The organism is Niastella sp. sgz303648 (assembly GCF_059587045.1).
This window is the reverse complement of record NZ_JCAPSW010000004.1, coordinates 139,168-157,469: the sequence shown is the minus strand read 5'-3', so window position 1 is coordinate 157,469 and position 18,302 is coordinate 139,168. Positions and strand designations below refer to the sequence as shown.

The following is an 18,302-nucleotide window of genomic DNA, read 5'->3' as shown; positions in this document are numbered from 1 at the left end:
CAAAAAGCATTTCATGATTAATTCAATTATCCGCTTTTCTATAAAGAATAAACTTGTAATAGGTTTATTTATCCTGGCATTGATAGTATGGGGTGCTTATTCAGCGACCCGTTTGCCTATTGATGCTGTGCCCGATATAACCGATAACCAGGTGCAGGTGATCACCACTTCACCCGCACTGGGAGCGCCCGATGTAGAGCGCCTGATCACATTTCCGATTGAGCAGGCGAACAGTAATATATCGGGCCTGAAAGAGATCAGAAGTTTTTCGCGGTTTGGTTTATCGGTGGTAACTCTTGTTTTTGAAGATAAAGTAGATGTGTACTGGGCGCGGCAGCAAATTGCCGAGCGCCTGCAGCTGATCCAAAGCCAGATACCGGAGCAATTGGGCAAACCCCAGCTGGGGCCCGTGACAACCGGTTTAGGTGAAATATATCAATATGTTATTCGGGCAAAAAAAGGCTATGAAGATAAATACGATGCCATGCAGCTGCGTACCATTCAGGACTGGATCGTTCGGCGTCAATTAATGGGTACAAAAGGTGTGGCCGATGTGGCAAGTTTTGGCGGATTGCTGAAGCAATATGAAATAGCGGTTAACCCTTCACGATTGAAATCGTATAGCCTTACCATGGGAGATGTATTTACAGCGCTTGAAAAAAATAATCAAAATACCGGTGGTGCGTACATTGAAAAGGGACCGGCGGTATTGTTTATTCGCAGCGAAGGGTTATTAACCAGTGAAAATGATATTGGCAATATTGTAGTTAAAACAACCGAAGCCGGTATTCCCGTGCTGATGCATGATGTAGCCACTGTTGCGCTGGGAAGCGCCATTCGCTATGGAGCTATGACATATAATGATAAGGGTGAAGTAGCCGGCGCCGTGGTAATGATGCTGAAAGGTGAAAATTCATCGGCTGTAATAAAACGGGTAAAAGAAAAAATTCAGCAGATTCAGAAAACCCTTCCCGAAGGCGTGATGATAGAACCCTTTCTCGACCGTACTAAAATGGTGAACAACGCTATTGGAACAGTTGAAAAGAACTTAGTTGAAGGAGCATTAATTGTTGTATTTGTGCTGGTGTTGTTTTTAGGCAATTTGCGTGCAGGGCTGGTGGTAGCTTCTGTTATTCCTTTATCGATGTTGTTCGCCATTATTCTGATGAACGTATTTGGTGTAAGTGGTAACCTGATGAGTTTGGGAGCCATAGATTTTGGATTGATCGTAGATGGCGCTGTGATTATTGTGGAAGCGGTAATGCACCGGTTAAGCCATTCAAAACATTTTACAGAGGTACGGCTGCTGAATCAGGCCAAAATGGATGAAGAAGTGGAGGTGAGTGCCTCAAAGATGATGAATGCGGCTATATTCGGACAAATCATCATTCTTGTTGTATATCTGCCTATTTATTCTTTACAGGGTATAGAAGGAAAAATGTTTCGTCCCATGGCGCAAACCGTAACCTTTGCCTTACTGGGCGCTTTTATATTGTCGTTTACCTATGTGCCCATGGTCACTTCGCTGTTCCTCAGTAAAAAGATGACGCATAAAAAAACGTTCAGCGACCGCATGATGACATGGATAGAAAGAATATACCAGCATTCGCTTCAAAAAATGCTGGGGTATCCCAAAATAATCATCGGTTCAGGTTTATTACTCTTTGCGCTAAGCATTTTTATATTCAGCCGGTTGGGCGGCGAATTTATTCCTGATTTGGAAGAAGGCGATTTTGCTGTAGAAACGCGGGTGCTTACCGGAAGCAATATTAAAACTTCGGTACACACGTTAACACTGGCCGCCCATATTTTAAAAAGCCGTTTTCCAGAAGTGCAAAAAGTGGTAGGCAAAAACGGCAGCAGTGAAATACCAACTGACCCTATGCCTATTGAAGCGAGTGATTTGATAGTGATATTAAAAGATAAAAGTGAATGGACCAGCGCTAAATCATTCGATGAACTGGCCGAAAAAATGAGCGCGGCCTTACAGGATATTCCCGGCGCCACTTTTGGTTTTCAATTTCCCGTAGCAATGCGGTTTAATGAACTGATCAGCGGGGCCCGCCAGGATGTTGTGTGTAAAATTTTTGGAGAAGATCTTGACACGCTGGCCCAATATGCCAACAAACTGGGCGCTATTGTAAATGGTGTTAAAGGAGCAACCGATTTGTATGTTGAAACCGTTACAGGCATACCACAAATACTGATTAGTTTCAACAGGGCTGCCATGGCGCAGTATGGTTTGAATATTGAAGATATCAACCGCGTGATAAATGCGGCATTTGCCGGGCAAAGCGCCGGGCTGGTGTATGAAGGCGAAAGACGGTTTGACCTTGTAGTTCGTCTTGAAGGCAGCCAGCGGCAGGATGTGGCAGATGTGCAAAACCTTTTAATTCCAACACCCAAAGGAGCGCAGATACCTTTAAGCCAGGTAGCTACGGTTGATATTAAAGAAGGTCCCAACCAGATACAACGTGAAGATGCAAAGCGAAGAATAATTGTAGGCTTTAATGTTCGCGGCAGAGATGTGCAGAGCATCGTTGAAGAGCTCAATAATAAAATAGCTAAACAGGTACGGTTACCGGCAGGATATTATATAACCTATGGCGGCCAGTTTCAAAATCTCACTGAAGCGCGCCAGCGATTATCCATTGCCGTACCAGCGGCCTTGCTGCTTATTTTGGTAATGCTGTATTTCGCATTTGGCAAATTGAAATACGGGTTACTGATCTTTTCTGCCATTCCTTTATCGGCTATCGGCGGCATTTTGTTTTTGTGGTTGCGCGGCATGCCGTTCAGTATTTCGGCCGGTATTGGTTTTATTGCATTGTTTGGTGTAGCGGTGTTAAATGGCATTGTGCTGATAGCAGAGTTTTCCCGTTTAAAACATCAGGGTATACACGATATAAAAGAAATTATTATGGAAGGGACCCGAATACGGCTTCGGCCGGTATTGATGACTGCGTCGGTAGCCTCGCTTGGATTTTTGCCAATGGCACTGAGCCATGGCGCCGGTGCTGAAGTGCAACGTCCGCTGGCTACTGTTGTTATAGGAGGACTGGTTACTGCCACTTTTCTTACACTGGTAGTATTACCGGTATTATACATGTGGTTCGAAAAAAGGATACCCCTAAGGGCACGTACTTCTAAAGTGTTACCTGTTATATTATTGCTGGTTTTATGTAAATCTGCATTTTCTCAAACACCCGGTTCACAAAAAATGAGCCTTGAACAAATGTTGCAGCAGGCGGGCGCTCATAACCTGTCGTTACAGGCCAGTCGTTCAGGTGCTGGTTACTGGAAGCAGTTACAAATCGCTACAGCTGAATTGCCCCGAACACAGGTAGGGGCCGAGTACGGTAATATTAATAGTTTGAAGAACGATACCCGTTTTTATATCAACCAGTCATTTGATTTACCTGTTGTATACCGCCGGCAGAAAGAATATTACCAGGCTCATGAGCAATCGGTTCTTACGCAAACAGCTTTAAAACAACAGGAGTTGCATAAAGAAGTAAAGACCGTTTTTTATAATATGGTCGATTTGCTGGAGCGGCAGCGGTTGTTGGTACGTCTTGATTCTGTGTACAACCGTTTTCTGGAAGCGGCTACGCTGCGGTTAAAAACAGGCGAAAGCACTATACTCGAAAAAAGCAATGCCGAAGCGCAAATGCAGCAATTGCGGCTGCAGCAGGAGCAGGTTACAACCGACCTGCGTATTGAGCAGCAGCGTTTGCAGTGGTTGCTGAACACCCGCGAAAACCTGCTGCCCGATTATACCCGTTTGCAAAAGCAAAGCGAATGGATAAATGATACGGCTTCTGTTGCTATGCATCCCGCAGTGCAATTACAACAACAGCAGGTAAAGATTTCAGCCGCCCAAACCAATATTGAAAAAGCAAAACTAACGCCCGGATTTATGCTGGGATATAGCAATCAGTCAATAATAGGGTATCAGTCAAAAGACGGTATCAACCAGCAATACTTTGGTGGTGGCGACCGGTTTAATATTTATCAGCTTTCGGTAGGGCTGCCGCTATTTAATAAAGCGGTAAAAGCACGTATACGAGCCGGTAAGCTGAATGAAGAAACCGCTAAAATGGAGGCGGCCGCTACCAGTCAGTACCTCGTAAGCCAATGGCAGCAGCTGAGTGAAGACTATAAGAAATATACCAACCAGATGCGCTATTATGAACAAAGCGGATTGCAACAGGCGGCTTTGATTACCCGCAATGCCCGCCTTGGTTTTGAAAAGGGCGATGTTAGTTACGTTGAATGGACGTTGCAAATGAATAATGCCGTTAATATTGAACTGGGTTATCTGCAGGCTGTTCATTCATTGAATAATACCATTATCGAATTAGAATATTTAACCGGAAAATGATCCGTTATGCAAAAAATGCTTTTTTATATAATTGCTGTTTTATTAGCTGTATCCTGTAAACAATCCGGCGAAAAAAATACGGTTGCCTCAGCACCCCACGATAGCAATGCCGTAACATTAACGGATGCACAGATCAAAAATGCCGGCATTGAAACCGGTACAGTACAATCGCAAACACTCAATACCGTGTTAAAGGTAAACGGTGTAGTGGATGTGCCACCGCAGAATATCGTTTCGGTAAGTTTTCCGTTGGGTGGATATTTAAAGAACACTACACTGCTGCCCGGTATGCATGTGAATAAGGGCGAGGTGATTGGTGTAATTGAAGATCAGGGGCTGGTGCAATTGCAACAGGATTATCTGATGGCAGTTGCCCGGGTGAATTACCTGCAGCAGGAATTTGAGCGGCAAAAAGAATTAAGTGAACAGCAGGTAAGTGCAGCCAAAACCTTTCAACAGGTTCAAAGCGATTTTTCGGCACAAAAAATACTGGTAAAAGGCCTGGCCGAAAAACTGCGGCTGGTGAATGTCAATCCGGCTACATTAAATGAAAATAAAATTTCGCGAAGCGTACCAGTTTATTCTCCCATTAATGGTTTTGTATCGAAGGTGAATGTAAACATCGGCAAGTTTGTAAATGCCACGGATGTTTTATTTGAGCTCATCAATCCCGATGATATGCATGCGTCGCTTACCGTGTTTGAAAAAGATATGCCTAAAGTAAAGGTAAACCAACTGGTAAAAGTGTCATTTGTTGATGATCCGGCAAAGGAATATGACTGCGAAGTGATTCTTGTAACGCGTAATGTTGATGATAACCGCAGCGGCACTATTCATTGTCATTTTAAAACACGGCCTAAAAACCTGTTGCCGGGTATGTTCCTGAATGCTTCTATTCAGATTGAAAATGTACCGGCGCTTACGGTGCCTGAGGATGCGGTGGTTCGGTATGGCAATCAGCAATACATTGTGCAGGTAACGGGTAAAAACAATTATCAGCTGGTTACTGTAGAAGCCGGTATCAGAGAAAACAACCGTGTAGCAATAACCAGTAATAATGTTGAATTGTTGAATATGCAAATAGTTACTAAGAATGCATATGCAGTGCTGGGTAAAATGAAGAATTCGGCCGAAGAGGAATAACAGAGGAGTAGCCGTGCCACGGTTCGTTTATGTCGCAAAGTAAACCGTGGCACACCTGAATAAAGCAGTGCCACGGTTTCAAACTGTGGCATTGTTGATTGGGGTCGTCAGAAACGGCGACATTTGCCGCTTAAAATCTTGACTACAGGAAGTTCTCTTAAATACTTTCACGTATTAGTCACAGTTATACAATAATGAATCATATAATTACATTATAATTGTGTACCCAAAATTCTAAACTTCAAAACCCGATGAAAAATCTTACTAACCTGCTGTTAGCCTTTATGGCTATGGCAACCGCTTCGGCTCAACCCAATTTATTCAACAATGCTCCTACCGGATTTTACAAAGGCATCGAAATTGTATTAGGCGATTTTCCCTATAACTACAAACATATTACCGGCGATCTGGTACAAGCCGAAGGTGAAATTGAACATTATGCTTCAACGGTTACTTTGCCCGGTTCCGAAAGTTGTTTGATTGGTATTTATCATTCTGCCCTTGATACTACTGCCAGCTGGCAGGCTTTGATGTTTCACAGCGAAGAATTTGAAAAAGCATCAAAGGAATACAAGCGTCTTTATCATCAGCTGAACCATTGCAAATTAAAAATGGTTGATGGTAGTGTATACGAGCTTGACGGAAACTATGAAACTCCTGCCGAGGAAAAAGACTTTCTGATAAGTGAATTGAAAATACAAACAGCCGACGAACGCTATCGCAATTTTAAAGTAGAGCTGGAGATGTTGTACAAGCTCGATCAGTGGGTCATAAACATTAATGTGGTAACCCGTAAAAAAGATAGTGACGAACATCCCGACTGGATGGACGGAAAATGAGTTGTAAGTAATAAGTTCTAAGTTTTAAGTTTTAAGTTCGCATTCGTATTAAAGGAGCTTATAACTTAATACTTAGAACTTACTACTGAATTTTGTAATCTTCTCGCACAGGTGAAAATGCATCTAATACTTTACAGAAAGTATGCGCATATGCGCTGTGCGAGGTATTGCCCGGAATAACATGCACCATGCCGGGTGTCAGCAACATTTTTTCGCCGCCAATGGTCATTTCCAGTTCCCCCTCTAAAATATAGGTGATCTGTTCGTGCGGATGGCTGTGTTCGGGTAATTGTGCGCCCTGCTGAATATCTACAAACGAAAGCGTTATTTTATCGCCGTGTACAAATCTGCCATACAAACCAGGAACAATGTATTTACCTTTTATATCATCAAGGTGTTGCATAATTCAAACTTTTTAGAACAACTTAGAACTTAAAACTTAGTACTTAGAACTGATTTCATCGTTCAAAATAACAAACACTGCCGCCTACCCACTGCTTGTCTTGATTATACCGTACGCCAATCATTTTTCCTTTGCTCAGGCGCGCAAGGTTGATAACAGGTTTGGGTCGTTCCCAGCCATTCTTCCATACATACATAATGCGTATCTCCACCTTGGCAGGTATATCGGGCGTTTCGATGATATCGGCATAGTTCACTTTTTGTTGCAGTATCCAGTTATGCGGGTCGGTTATTTTTTCAATATCGGCTGCTGTTACATCTATCACCACGCCCTGGCCTGCAAATGAGAACAATGGCTTTAATACATAATTTTCCAGGTCGGCCGGCAATTGCTTTATTTCATTCAGGAAGTATGTAGCTGGCACATACGGATGATGTATAAACGGCAGGGTGTATTTGCTGATGCGGTAAAACCAGTTGGGATGCGGTACCCATTGCACATCAAGGTCCTGTGTAATATCAGTAAAATGATCTAATGTATTTTTCTGCGTCTGCAGCTCATCAAAGATCACCCGGTTATAAATGCGTTTAACCTCGGTTTTTTTACCGGCCCTGTTGTAATATAGTTTTTTTCCTTCCTGAATCAATTCGGTAATGCAAACAGGTTGTATGCCAATGTACTCCTGGGTACAATAAAAATCAATTCGTGTTTTTTGTTCGTGCGGTTTTATTTCAAGCAGAATGGTATTTTCAACAGGTATATCATCTGTTATTACTTCCTTCAGCATTTGCAGATAGCTATCATGGTTATAACCGCTCAGGTACTGACTATAGTTTTCAGGAATAGAAAAATATTTTCTGAACAGATCGGGGTAATACGCCTGAAATCCAAAAAGAGTAGGGAAGCCCTGCATTTCGATCAACCGGGGTTCCATTTCATTATTTTCAGTCCGGCATACGCCAAAATCAAATGCGATCATTTCGCAACGGTCGCTTTCATTGGGCACGCGTTCATGTACAGGTATCGCAGGTTCGGTTACCTGTTTAAACGAAGGATCGGTAACGATATCGATAATATGCTCGCAGGCATCGATCATTTTTTCACCGAAGGCTTTATCAACAAATACGGGTGTTTCGGATAACCTGAATTCAATAGCTCCCGGATATTTGCTGTTCAGGTCTTTTAAAAATGCCTCGTATTGCTCAGTGGTAAAAGATTCTTTAAATGCTTTTCGTAAAGCAGGAACCATGGGTTACAATAATTTCTTTTGAAGGTACGAAAATACTAATATCGAATAATGAATGTCGAATGTTCAATGAAAACATTCATTATCCATTATTTCGACATTTAATATTCTACATTCAATATTCATTATTGAGCGTTACTGGTATTTGCTCAACCGCCGTATTCAAAAAATTAGGAAGGATATGCGAATACGTATATGAAATTTTATCGGGGTCGTTTAATTGTTCAATCATGCTTTGCCATTTTTCAAAGCCATGATTGGCGATCACTGTTTGTTTTTTGTCTTCACGCTGCAGGTACCGGCTCATACCGGATGCATCGGCTTCGGGGTGAAATTGGGTGCCAACCATATATTCGTTAAAACGAATGCCCATGATGGCGCGTTCGAGCGGCACATGCGGACGTTCTTTTTCAATAGCCAGAATAGTAGCGCCGAGGCGGTTCAGTTGCTCATGATCGGGTTGCACAACCTGATAATTGCGACTGTCGACCGTATAAAAAGGATCGTGTAAGCCTGTAAAAATGGGTTCCTCGTTGCCGGCCGGCAATATATGAATCGGAAATACGCCAAAAGCGGTAGATTTTCGTTTGGTAACTTCGGCAACTTTAAAATATCGGCAGGCGAGTTGAAATGAATGACAAATGAAAAACACATGTTTTTTCACATCATGTGTTCTGTTCCAGGCCAAAATTTTTTGTATCCAGTCGAAATATAAAGACTCCCAGCTATGTTCTTCATTGGCCAGGGGCGAACCGGGGCCGCCTGAAGAGATATACAGGTCGAAGCTTAAATCGGGTATTGCATTCTTCTGCCGCACATCGAATTCGGTGCATACGAGCTTAATACCATGATTTTTACCGTATTGGCGCAAAATATCACGTATGCAACGCATTCCTTCATTTGCCTGCCCTTCGTACAGGTCGAGCAGGGCTACCTGTATGGTTTTTGGACCTTTCATAGTATCGATGTATCAATGCAAACATAACGTTTTTTTAGGCCTTACATTGCATGATTGATATCACTTGCATTGTCTGATCGATATCATAGTAACAATTCACAAGGCAAATTGTTGATGACGAATCAGGCAATAGGCAGTAAAATTTGCATAGGTTGATTGCGTTCAACGTTCTACTGCCTATTCACTGCTGCCCATTGCCTATTTAACAAGCGCTTTCATCATTTCTGTAGCGACCAGCTGGTTGCCTTTTTCATTGAGGTGAACGCCATCGGTAGTTAGTATGCCTTTTTCTTTATTTTCAGCATTGTTGGCAAGGTTGTAGGCAAGGAATGTTTTGCGAAGATCAATAAGCTGACAATTGTTCTTTTGCGCAATATCGCGAATGATACCGGCGTATTTGTTCAAATCGCCATCGAGTTCATTGGTGAAATCTGTTCTTTCGCCAATAGTGGCCGGTGTGCACAATAATACTTTTATATTTTTTGCCTGTAGTTTTTTAATGATGGCATTGTAAAACTGTTCAAACTTGGGGGCATCTGTTCCTGTACCCGATGTTTTTTTATGCCATACATCGTTTACACCTACCCAAATAACAACGGTTGAAGGATTTTTGGCCAGTACATCATCGTCCATTCTCAGGTACAGATCGTATACTTTGTTGCCGCCGATACCGGCTCCCGTTAATTCATATTGATTTTGCAGGCCCTTTTGTTTTATCATATCGCCCAGCACAGTAATATAACCAGTTGGTTGTACACCTGCCTGGGTAATGGAATCGCCAAAAAATACGATACGTTCTTTTTGTTGCATACGGGTGAAACTTACTAATGCCAACACTGTAAATGTAGAAATAAAAAGAAGTAATCTCATGATGGTAAATTTTGGAGGATGAAAATAAATGAAGCCAATCATAATTTTCAAATTTTATGCGCTTTTAATTTAGTTTTCCCTAATTTGAACCTGTTAAAATTACACGGTTGCTATAAACTAAAACTAATTGCATGCAAAGCAACCCATCATTAAAAAAGGTTTTAAAGCCGGTGCACCTGTGGGCGCTGGCCGTTGGTTTGGTTATCTCCGGTGAATATTTTGGCTGGAACTTGGGCTGGGATGTGGCCGGCACCGGCGGCTTTTTGATCGCTACCTTATTGGTGACTATTTTTTACATCACTTTTATTTTCAGTTTTACCGAATTAACATCGGCTATACCACATGCAGGCGGTCCGTTTGCTTATGCTCATAAAGCACTGGGCCCGCTGGGTGGATTAATTGCTGGTTATGCTACTCTTGTTGAATTTTTGCTGGCGCCGCCGGCTATTGCTTTTGCACTGGGCAGTTATGTGCATTTTTTGCACCCGTCGTTTGAGGTAATGCCGGTGGCAATAGGTTGTTATGTAGTATTTACAGTTATTAATTTTCTGGGCATTAAAGAGTCGGCCGTGTTTTCGCTTATTGTTACGCTGCTGGCTGTGGTTGAATTGTTATTGTTCATGGGTATTGTGGCGCCCGGTTTTCATATGCAGAATTTTAAACAGGATGCCATGCCCTATGGCTGGGGAGGCGTTTTTGCCGCATTGCCATTTGCCATATGGTTTTACCTGGCTATAGAAGGAGTAGCCATGGTGGCCGAAGAAGTTAAAGATCCGCAACGCACCATTCCGCGCGGTTACATTTACGGTATTTTAACACTGGTATTACTGGCGCTGGGCGTAATGATTTTCACAGGCGGTGTTACCAACTGGCACTCCCTGGCAAAAATTGATTATCCCCTGCCGGAGGCAATAAGCATAGTGCTGGGCAAACAAAACGGCTGGACAAAAATTTTTGCCGGTATTGGTTTGTTTGGTTTGGTGGCATCTTTTCATGGCATCATTATCAGTTATTCAAGACAGTTATATGCCATGGCAAGAAGCGGATATTTGCCCGCTGTGCTGGCAATCGTAAATAAACGTTTTCGTACACCGCATGTTGCATTGATAGCAGGAGGCCTGGTTGGCGTTCTGGCCTTATGGTCGGGTACAACCGGTCAGGTTATTACCTTATCAGCTTTAGGCGCCGTGGTAATGTATATTATCAGCATGATCAGCTTGCTGGTATTGCGCCGCAAACAACCCGATATGGTTCGGCCATTCAAAGTACCTTTGTATCCATGGTTTCCCTATACGGCCCTGGTGCTTGCGATAATATGCCTGATCGCCATTATATGGTACAATGTATTGCTGAGCATTATTTTCTTTGGCCTGCTGTTATTAATAGTAATAGGGTTTATGATTTTAGGAAAATCTGAAAAAGTGTTGAGTTCAGAGCTATGAGTTATCGTTTTACCATACAACACCATACTTACAATTTTGAAAATATAACCACGCTGCTGGCAAAGGCAAGTCCTTTTCGTTCGGGCGATGCGCTGGCAGGTGTAGCTGCAGCCGATTATAAAGAACGGGTGGCTGCCCAAATGACGCTGGCAGATGTTCCGCTTAAAAACTTTCTGAACGAAATGGTAATCCCGTATGAACATGATGAGGTTACCCGGCTCATAATAGATTCACATGATGCAAATGCATTTGCTGCAATAGGGCATTTTACTACCGGCCAGTTGCGCGACTGGTTGCTAAGCGATGCTGCGGATACCAAAACATTACAGCAAATTGCAGCAGGGTTAACACCTGAAATGGTGGCCGCAGTTTCAAAGCTCATGCGTAACCAGGACCTCATCAGTGTAGCCCGGAAATGTGAAGTGGTTACCGGGTTCAGGAATACGCTTGGATTAAAAGGAAGATTTTCGGTGCGGCTTCAACCGAATCATCCAACCGATGACCCGAAAGGAGTTGCAGCCAGCATAGTAGATGGATTATTGTATGGCAGCGGTGATGCGGTAATTGGCATCAATCCCGCAACCGATTCGCCCGATCATGTGCATACATTGCTGCAAATGCTCGATGCGATCATTGAGCGGTTTAATATTCCTACGCAAAGTTGTGTGTTGTGTCATGTTACCACCGCCCTGCAACTCGTACAGCGAAAATCGCCGGTTGATTTAGTGTTTCAATCTATAGGTGGTACCGAAAAAACGAATAAAAGTTTCGGTATACATTTAAACATGCTGCAGGAAGCATATGAAGCTGCATTGTCGTTGCAGCGCGGTACAGTTGGTAATAATGTAATGTATTTCGAAACGGGGCAGGGGAGTTCGTTATCGGCCAATGCTCATGAAGGCGTTGATCAGCAAACCTGTGAAGCGAGGGCCTATGCCGTGGCCAGAAAGTTTTCGCCGCTACTGGTGAACACAGTGGTTGGTTTTATTGGTCCTGAATACTTGTTCGATGGTAAGCAAATCATACGCGCAGCGCTGGAAGATCATTTCTGTGGTAAGCTGCTGGGCCTGCCTATGGGGGTGGATGTATGCTATACCAATCATGCCGAAGCCGATCAGGATGATATGGATAACCTGCTTACTTTATTGGGAGTTGCAGGTTGCAATTATATTATGGGTGTACCGGGTGCAGATGATATTATGCTGAATTATCAGTCTACCTCTTTTCACGATGCTTTATATGTACGAAATGTGCTGGGGTTGCGGCCTGCACCTGAGTTTGAGCAATGGCTGCTGCAGCAGGGTATAATGGCTGAAGATGGAAAAGTGCTTCCTGTACAGGACCAGCATAAACTATTACAACTTATTAATTGAGCAACAGCAACAACATACAAAAACCAATTGTTACACCCGATCCCTGGGCTGATTTAAAGGCTTTTACAGCCGCTCGTATTGCATTGGGCCGAACCGGCAATGCCGAACCTTTGCAGGCTATGTTGCAGTTTAGGCTGGCACATGCTAATGCCCGGGATGCGGTATATGCTGTACTGGAGCAACAGCAATTGCTGAATGAATTACAAACATTGCATCTGCCTGCTTTTTTATTGCATTCGCAGGCAGGTAACCGGCACGAATACCTGCAATATCCCGATCGCGGCCGGCGACTGAACGATCAGTCTGTTGACCAGTTGAAAGAATTTAACAGTACAGGTTATGATGTATGCCTTGTAGTGGCCGATGGCTTATCAGCTACCGCCATCAACAACCATGCTGTTGTTGTTTTAAAAGAATTATTACCACGATTTGAAAAGGCCAGTTTATCGGTAGCGCCGGTTTGTATTGTACAGGAGGGCAGGGTAGCTATTGGCGATGAAACAGGCTGGCTGATGAAGGCAAAGCTGGTGGCAGTGCTGATCGGCGAAAGGCCCGGGCTCAGCTCGCCCGATAGTTTAGGTGTATATCTTACCTATGGTCCTGCACCTGGTTTAACAGATGAATCGCGCAACTGCATATCGAATATCAGGCCCGAAGGATTAAATTATACGGCCGCTGCCGAAAAAATATTTTTCCTCATACATGAATCGCTGCGACTGAAACTGTCGGGAGTTGGGTTGAAGGATAGTCAATGGGCAATAGAAAAAGGGCAATAGGCAATACAACTATGGTTGCATGTCAGGCATTGCATATTGTCAATTGCTTATTGTTTATTGTATCTTCACCTTGAACTGTCCGTTTGATATCATTGTTGAATCGGCATTCGGGTCGGATGAATTAACAAACAGTGCTCCCTGAAAGCTGCCGCTTAATACATTGTTGCTGATATCTGTAAAGGTTATCTGAAAAGGATTTGTGTCGCTGTAGCGGCTGGCAAATATGCTGTTGGTATTGTTTGTATTGGGATTGTAAATACCTGCGAGGTAATAATCGGTAGTTGGATCTGTTTCTTTATACGTTCCTGTTTTAAAAGGAATAGATATTTGTATTGTAAAACCAAGACTTTGGAGGTCGGCAGGGTCCTGTGCGGCTTTACCAAAAACAGAATACTGGCTGGTACCATTGCCAAGATCCTGTTTGGATGCTACAGCAGAAACATTAAATGTTTTATCTACGCCGCCTATCTTACATTTGATGAAGTATTGTGAAAAATCTTCTTCTATACTTTTTTCCTTCCCACAAGATGCTACCAATACCAATAACAGAGCGACAGGCCAGTTAACCAGGAACTTTTTCATACCGGAACAGATTTGCTATCTCAAATATATCTTTTTTCTGAAATACTTTCGGAGTAGGGAGGGGATTGGAAGCGTAATAACGGCCAAATGTATGTAAATATTGTTGCTGTTGCTGGTTGGTTGGAGGTTTCAGGTTGCAGGTTACAAGGCTCCACGGGGCAAAATATGTTATGAAAAATGATAATACAATTGATGAATGTTTGAGGTCATGGGGTTCCCTGTAACCTGTACCTTGTAACCTGTAACAATGATTTACACTCCGCTGAGGAACTGGCTGTGAATATAATCCACCACCTGCACCAGGCTATTGGTTTGCTGAAACACTTTTAGCTGCCGGTCGGCGCCGGTGCCTTCCTCGAGCAGTTTTGTAATAAAGTTTATGGCATGGCGGCTGCCCAGATCGTCAATAACATCATCTACAAAATCGAGCAATTCGTAAATGAGCACACGGGTATTCACTTCTTCTTCCTTACCAAAATCAATAAGCAGGCCGTCGATACCATACCGGCTGGCGCGCCACTTATTTTCATTGATCAAAGCGCGTGAGTATTGTATAAAGTTCAGGTTTTGCAACCTCAGTTTGTATATTTTGGCGCATATAGCCTGGAATAAAGCAGCAATGGCCACTGTTTCCTGAACCGTCATCGGTACATCGCATATTCTGAACTCAACTGTATTAAAAAACGGATGAACGCGAAGGTCCCACCATATTTTTTTGGCATTATCTATACAGTTGGTTTTTACCAGCAGCTTTACGAAATTATCATAGTCTTCGATGGTATCAAAAGTTTCGGGTATGCCGGTGCGTGGGAATTTATCAAATACTTTTGTGCGGTATGATTTGTATCCTGTAGTTCTGCCTTCCCAAAAAGGTGAATTGGTACTGAGCGCATAAATATGCGGCAGAAAATACCGGGTTGAATTGGCAATGTGATTGGCCATTTCGCGGCTTTCCATACCTACATGCACGTGTAATCCAAAAATGAGGTTGCTGCGGGCGGCATCCTGTAATTCGTTCAGAATTTCTTTATACCGTGCATGATCGGTTATTAACTGGCTTTCCCAATGGCTGAAAGGATGGGTGCCGGCAGCGCCTACCCAAAATCCCAGGTCGCCGGCAATATGCGAAATAGTCCTGCGCAGGTTGCTTACATCTTTATAAGCTTCATCTACATTACGACAAATATCGGAGCCTACTTCAACCACGGCCTGGTGCATTTCGGCCTTTACTTTATCTTTTATAACTTTTTGTCCTTCGGTAACTATTTTTTGGTGGTGACTTTTCAATTCACGGGTTGCCGGGTCAAGCACCATGTATTCTTCTTCAATGCCAAGCGTAAAATGCGTAAAGTTAATGTTTGCCATGTTTGAGTTCTAAGTTCTGAGTTCTAAGTTAAGTTACTTTCCTTCAACATGCTACATTCAAACATTCAAAATTTCCTTTCTCATTTCTCTGTTTCGAATTCTTCATTTTTAATTTCTTCCAGCCGTGTGCGTGTAACGCTGCGTTTTGCAAACTCACCCCAGGTAAGATTATCGACCCCCGGCTGATGGGTAAGCGCTCTTTCAATAGCGTAAGTGGCCGCTGTTTCAACAACCCATTCAAAGTTATCGTCGCCTACACTTGGCCGGTCGGCATCGGGCGCCGGGTTGCAAAAATCAATAGCGTATGGAACGCCATCGCGAACGGCGAGCTCTACCGTATTAAAATCATAACCCAGAAACTGGTTAATGCGTCGCACAATATCTTCCATCTGGTGTATGCGCTCGGGCGAAGGCGAAAAATCGCTTGTATATCGCAGGTGATGCGGGTTGCGGGGTTCGTAAGGCATAATGTGCACATACTTTCCGCCGATGCAATAACAACGGTAATATTCTTCAAATTCAATTTCTTCCTGCAGCAGCATTACCAGCTGACCGGTTTCTTTATGGTTGTGAAAAAATTCTTCTTTGCTATGCAGTTTGTATACGTTTTTCCATCCGCCTCCTGCAAATGGTTTCATATAAGCCGGAAAGCCCACATACGAAAAAATCTGTTCCCAGTTTAAAGGATAGGCCAGGTTGGCAAACGACTCTGCGCTGGTATCGGTAGGCAGATCATATGAAGGCAGAATAACAGTTTTGGGTACCGGTACGCCGATTTTTACAGCGAGGCAATTATTAAAGAATTTTTCATCGGCGCTCCACCAGAATGGATTATTGATGACAGCGGTACCGCAAATAGCTGCATTTTTAAGATAGGAACGGTAAAACGGAACATCCTGTGAAATGCGGTCGATGATCACATCGTATTCGGTAGCGCCGCCCTGAATTACTTTGTCGATACGAACCGGTTCGGCTGTTATGCCATCGGCATTGCGACTGTTGACCCGTTCAATAAAAGCCATTGGAAATGATCTTTCTTTTCCGAAGAGTATACCTATCTTTTTCATACCGTTCCATTTTTATTTAGCAAAGTGAAGCTGCAAACCCTGTAACCAAATTTATCGGAACGGCGATTAATAAACAAATAAGAAGTGAAGTCTGATGTCGGAAGTCGGAAGTCAGAAGTCAGAAGACCCCGAAGGTTAAACATGCTAAACAGATGTCCGAAGTCTGAGATCTGAAGTCAGAAGACTCCGAAATTTAATACACTGAACAGAACCAAACCGCAGGTTCTTCAGACTTCAGACTTCCGACTTCAGACATCGTTCTTCCGACCTCAGCCTTCGGGGCCTCCAATTTTACCCTGATCAGGTATGGCGGATTTCTCTTATGCGTGAACAATTATAGCAGTTTTTGCATTTCTCCTTTAGCATATTTACCTAATTTTGGCCCTCTATGCAAACAGAAGTAAGTACCGGAGTTATGGTAGAAACGATTGAATTGCAATCTGAACCGCTCCAACGTACCGTAACCATTAATCTATACGGACCCTCAAATATAACTGAGAATAATTCCCTTAGTCTTTTATTGCTGAACGACGGTCAGGATATTGAAGCCATGGGCTTTGATAAAATGCTGGCCTACCTGTTTCAAACTGAAACCATTACGCCCTTATTGTGCGTTGGTATTCATTGTGGCGAAGACCGTTTGCAGGAATACGGAATGATAAGCAGTGCCGATTTCAAAGGCAGGGGCGCCAAAGGCGCTTTGTACCGGCAGTTTATTGTTGAAGAATTATTACCTGCTATACATCAGCGTTATAATACTACTTTCAAAGAAATGGCTTTTGCCGGATTTTCGCTGGGCGGTTTAAGTGCGCTTGATCTGGTATGGAATCATGCCGATATATTCAGCAAAGTGGGCGTGTTTTCGGGTTCCCTGTGGTGGCGTTCGAAAGACCGTAAAGACAAAGACTTTAGCGAAGCCAACGACCGTTTAATGCATCGCCAGGTACGTTTTGGTGATTATAAACCCAATCTGAAATTCTTTTTTGAATGCGGTGAGCTGGATGAAACAGAAGATCGCAACAACAATGGCGTAATTGATTCAATCGACGATACCATTGACCTCATGCGCGAATTGCTGGCCAAGGGTTATCTCGAAGGAAAAGATATGCATTACCTGCAAATACCCGATGGCAAGCACGACGTTCGCTCCTGGGCCAAAGCGCTGCCGGTGTTTTTGAAATGGGGATGGAGGTTGAAGAAGTAAGAAGGATGAAATAAGATAGTAAATAAAAAAACCGTCCCGATAAGTCGGGACGGTTTTTTATTGAATCTTCCTTTTCCAGAGTTCGGACTGTGAATAAGCTATAAACTATTTGGCATACACAAATTTTTTGCTGGTAGCGGTAGTGTTACCCGTTTGGCTGCTTAGGTTTAAACCATAGGTAAACAACGCTGTAATTTGGATTTTTGTTTTGGCTGGTACTGCGGGAATAGTCATATAGGCGTTGGGTGTATAAACGGCGGTACGAATGGTATCAGTATACCAGTGAAATAGGTTGTTGTTTGCTGAAGATCCAACGGTATCAAACTTTACAGCCACTGACTTAATATAATTGCCACTGATAAGGTTAAGAGCAGTGGTTGTATCTGTTCCTTTTAATGTGCAGGATATGGAATACATTTTTGTTGTATCGTTTATAAATCCGCTTGCTTTGATCTTAACGGTATCACCACCACTCAAAATAGTGTCTCTTACCTGTGTCATAGCGGAGTTTACCACAAAGATGTTGGAAGTAGTATATGGTGGCAGCGTATCATGGTCACTGCACGCAACCATAAAACCAATTGCTGCTATTACTATCAATAAAAATATATTTCTCATAATTCTTTTGGGTTATAAAATTAAAAGAGTAC

General features: G+C 43.0%; 15 protein-coding genes. 7 read left to right on the top strand and 8 right to left on the bottom strand.

The window, feature by feature from the left end; all coding sequences use genetic code 11:
- The first annotated feature begins 13 nt into the window (after positions 1-13).
- The 3 genes from AC59IL_RS13315 (at position 14) to AC59IL_RS13305 (ending at position 6,366) form a co-directional block, all read left to right on the top strand.
- Entirely contained in the window at positions 14-4,384 is a 4,371-nt protein-coding gene (locus AC59IL_RS13315; protein WP_496552634.1) for a CusA/CzcA family heavy metal efflux RND transporter, read from the top strand.
- A gap of 6 nt (positions 4,385-4,390) precedes the next feature.
- Entirely contained in the window at positions 4,391-5,527 is a 1,137-nt protein-coding gene (locus AC59IL_RS13310) for an efflux RND transporter periplasmic adaptor subunit (protein ID WP_496552633.1), read from the top strand.
- A 251-nt stretch (positions 5,528-5,778) separates the two neighbouring features.
- Positions 5,779-6,366 carry a hypothetical protein gene (locus AC59IL_RS13305; RefSeq protein ID WP_496552632.1) on the top strand — a complete coding sequence of 196 codons (588 nt, stop codon included), beginning with the start codon at positions 5,779-5,781 and terminating at the stop codon, positions 6,364-6,366.
- An 82-nt stretch (positions 6,367-6,448) separates the two neighbouring features.
- Here the strand turns inward: AC59IL_RS13305 and AC59IL_RS13300 are convergent, their stop codons facing one another.
- The 4 genes from AC59IL_RS13300 to AC59IL_RS13285 form a co-directional block, all read right to left on the bottom strand.
- Positions 6,449-6,769, bottom strand: a complete 321-nt coding sequence (locus tag AC59IL_RS13300; protein ID WP_496552631.1) for a cupin domain-containing protein — start codon at positions 6,767-6,769, stop codon at positions 6,449-6,451.
- Between the two features lie 55 nt (positions 6,770-6,824).
- Positions 6,825-8,018, bottom strand: a complete 1,194-nt coding sequence (locus AC59IL_RS13295; protein WP_496552630.1) for a hypothetical protein — start codon at positions 8,016-8,018, stop codon at positions 6,825-6,827.
- Positions 8,019-8,130: 112 nt separating this feature from the next.
- Positions 8,131-8,973 (bottom strand): type 1 glutamine amidotransferase, encoded by an 843-nt coding sequence (locus tag AC59IL_RS13290; RefSeq protein ID WP_496552629.1) that lies wholly within the window; start codon positions 8,971-8,973, stop codon positions 8,131-8,133.
- 198 nt (positions 8,974-9,171) lie between these two features.
- Entirely contained in the window at positions 9,172-9,843 is a 672-nt protein-coding gene (locus tag AC59IL_RS13285) for an SGNH/GDSL hydrolase family protein (protein ID WP_496552628.1), read from the bottom strand.
- Positions 9,844-9,974: 131 nt separating this feature from the next.
- Here AC59IL_RS13285 and eat point away from each other — a divergent pair, with 131 nt between their 5' ends.
- Genes eat through eutC form a run of 3 tightly spaced genes read left to right on the top strand, consistent with a single transcriptional unit; the run spans position 9,975 to position 13,434 of the window.
- On the top strand, positions 9,975-11,285 hold the full coding sequence (gene eat / locus AC59IL_RS13280) for an ethanolamine permease (protein WP_496552627.1): 1,311 nt from the start codon (positions 9,975-9,977) through the stop codon (positions 11,283-11,285).
- A complete protein-coding gene (locus AC59IL_RS13275) occupies positions 11,282-12,658 on the top strand; it encodes an ethanolamine ammonia-lyase subunit EutB (protein WP_496552626.1) in 1,377 nt (458 codons plus the stop codon). Before eat ends, AC59IL_RS13275 begins: the two co-directional genes overlap by 4 nt.
- Positions 12,655-13,434, top strand: coding sequence for an ethanolamine ammonia-lyase subunit EutC (eutC, locus tag AC59IL_RS13270; protein WP_496552625.1), 780 nt, complete (start codon positions 12,655-12,657; stop codon positions 13,432-13,434). The genes AC59IL_RS13275 and eutC overlap by 4 nt, the downstream gene beginning before the upstream one ends.
- A 54-nt stretch (positions 13,435-13,488) precedes the next feature.
- Here the strand turns inward: eutC and AC59IL_RS13265 are convergent, their stop codons facing one another.
- The 3 genes from AC59IL_RS13265 to AC59IL_RS13255 all read right to left on the bottom strand — a co-directional run bounded on the left by AC59IL_RS13265 (position 13,489) and on the right by AC59IL_RS13255 (position 16,448).
- A complete protein-coding gene (locus AC59IL_RS13265) occupies positions 13,489-14,016 on the bottom strand; it encodes a hypothetical protein (protein WP_496552624.1) in 528 nt (175 codons plus the stop codon).
- A gap of 252 nt (positions 14,017-14,268) precedes the next feature.
- Positions 14,269-15,381 carry a carboxylate-amine ligase gene (locus AC59IL_RS13260; RefSeq protein ID WP_496552623.1) on the bottom strand — a complete coding sequence of 371 codons (1,113 nt, stop codon included), beginning with the start codon at positions 15,379-15,381 and terminating at the stop codon, positions 14,269-14,271.
- 80 nt (positions 15,382-15,461) lie between these two features.
- The gene (locus tag AC59IL_RS13255; RefSeq protein ID WP_496552622.1) at positions 15,462-16,448 is read right to left on the bottom strand and encodes an ATP-grasp domain-containing protein; all 987 of its coding nucleotides are present in this window, start codon (positions 16,446-16,448) and stop codon (positions 15,462-15,464) included.
- 388 nt (positions 16,449-16,836) lie between these two features.
- On the opposite strand from AC59IL_RS13255, the gene AC59IL_RS13250 reads away from it, so the two are divergent.
- Positions 16,837-17,652: an alpha/beta hydrolase gene (locus AC59IL_RS13250; protein WP_496552621.1), complete on the top strand. Its 816-nt coding sequence runs from the start codon at positions 16,837-16,839 to the stop codon at positions 17,650-17,652.
- A 105-nt stretch (positions 17,653-17,757) separates the two neighbouring features.
- Here AC59IL_RS13250 and AC59IL_RS13245 read toward each other — a convergent pair whose 3' ends face one another.
- Complete coding sequence (locus AC59IL_RS13245) at positions 17,758-18,270, bottom strand: hypothetical protein (protein ID WP_496552620.1); 513 nt, start codon at positions 18,268-18,270, stop codon at positions 17,758-17,760.
- Positions 18,271-18,302 lie beyond the last annotated feature (32 nt).

Coding starts and splice junctions, on each gene's coding strand:
- AC59IL_RS13260 (WP_496552623.1), bottom strand. CDS start 15,381: ATGGCAAACATTAACTTTACGCATTTTACGCTTGGCATTGAAGAAGAA.
- AC59IL_RS13290 (WP_496552629.1), bottom strand. CDS start 8,973: ATGAAAGGTCCAAAAACCATACAGGTAGCCCTGCTCGACCTGTACGAA.
- AC59IL_RS13315 (WP_496552634.1), top strand. CDS start 14: ATGATTAATTCAATTATCCGCTTTTCTATAAAGAATAAACTTGTAATA.
- AC59IL_RS13250 (WP_496552621.1), top strand. CDS start 16,837: ATGCAAACAGAAGTAAGTACCGGAGTTATGGTAGAAACGATTGAATTG.
- eat (WP_496552627.1), top strand. CDS start 9,975: ATGCAAAGCAACCCATCATTAAAAAAGGTTTTAAAGCCGGTGCACCTG.
- AC59IL_RS13285 (WP_496552628.1), bottom strand. CDS start 9,843: ATGAGATTACTTCTTTTTATTTCTACATTTACAGTGTTGGCATTAGTA.
- AC59IL_RS13245 (WP_496552620.1), bottom strand. CDS start 18,270: ATGAGAAATATATTTTTATTGATAGTAATAGCAGCAATTGGTTTTATG.
- AC59IL_RS13300 (WP_496552631.1), bottom strand. CDS start 6,769: ATGCAACACCTTGATGATATAAAAGGTAAATACATTGTTCCTGGTTTG.
- AC59IL_RS13255 (WP_496552622.1), bottom strand. CDS start 16,448: ATGAAAAAGATAGGTATACTCTTCGGAAAAGAAAGATCATTTCCAATG.
- AC59IL_RS13310 (WP_496552633.1), top strand. CDS start 4,391: ATGCAAAAAATGCTTTTTTATATAATTGCTGTTTTATTAGCTGTATCC.
- AC59IL_RS13305 (WP_496552632.1), top strand. CDS start 5,779: ATGAAAAATCTTACTAACCTGCTGTTAGCCTTTATGGCTATGGCAACC.
- AC59IL_RS13295 (WP_496552630.1), bottom strand. CDS start 8,018: ATGGTTCCTGCTTTACGAAAAGCATTTAAAGAATCTTTTACCACTGAG.
- AC59IL_RS13275 (WP_496552626.1), top strand. CDS start 11,282: ATGAGTTATCGTTTTACCATACAACACCATACTTACAATTTTGAAAAT.
- AC59IL_RS13265 (WP_496552624.1), bottom strand. CDS start 14,016: ATGAAAAAGTTCCTGGTTAACTGGCCTGTCGCTCTGTTATTGGTATTG.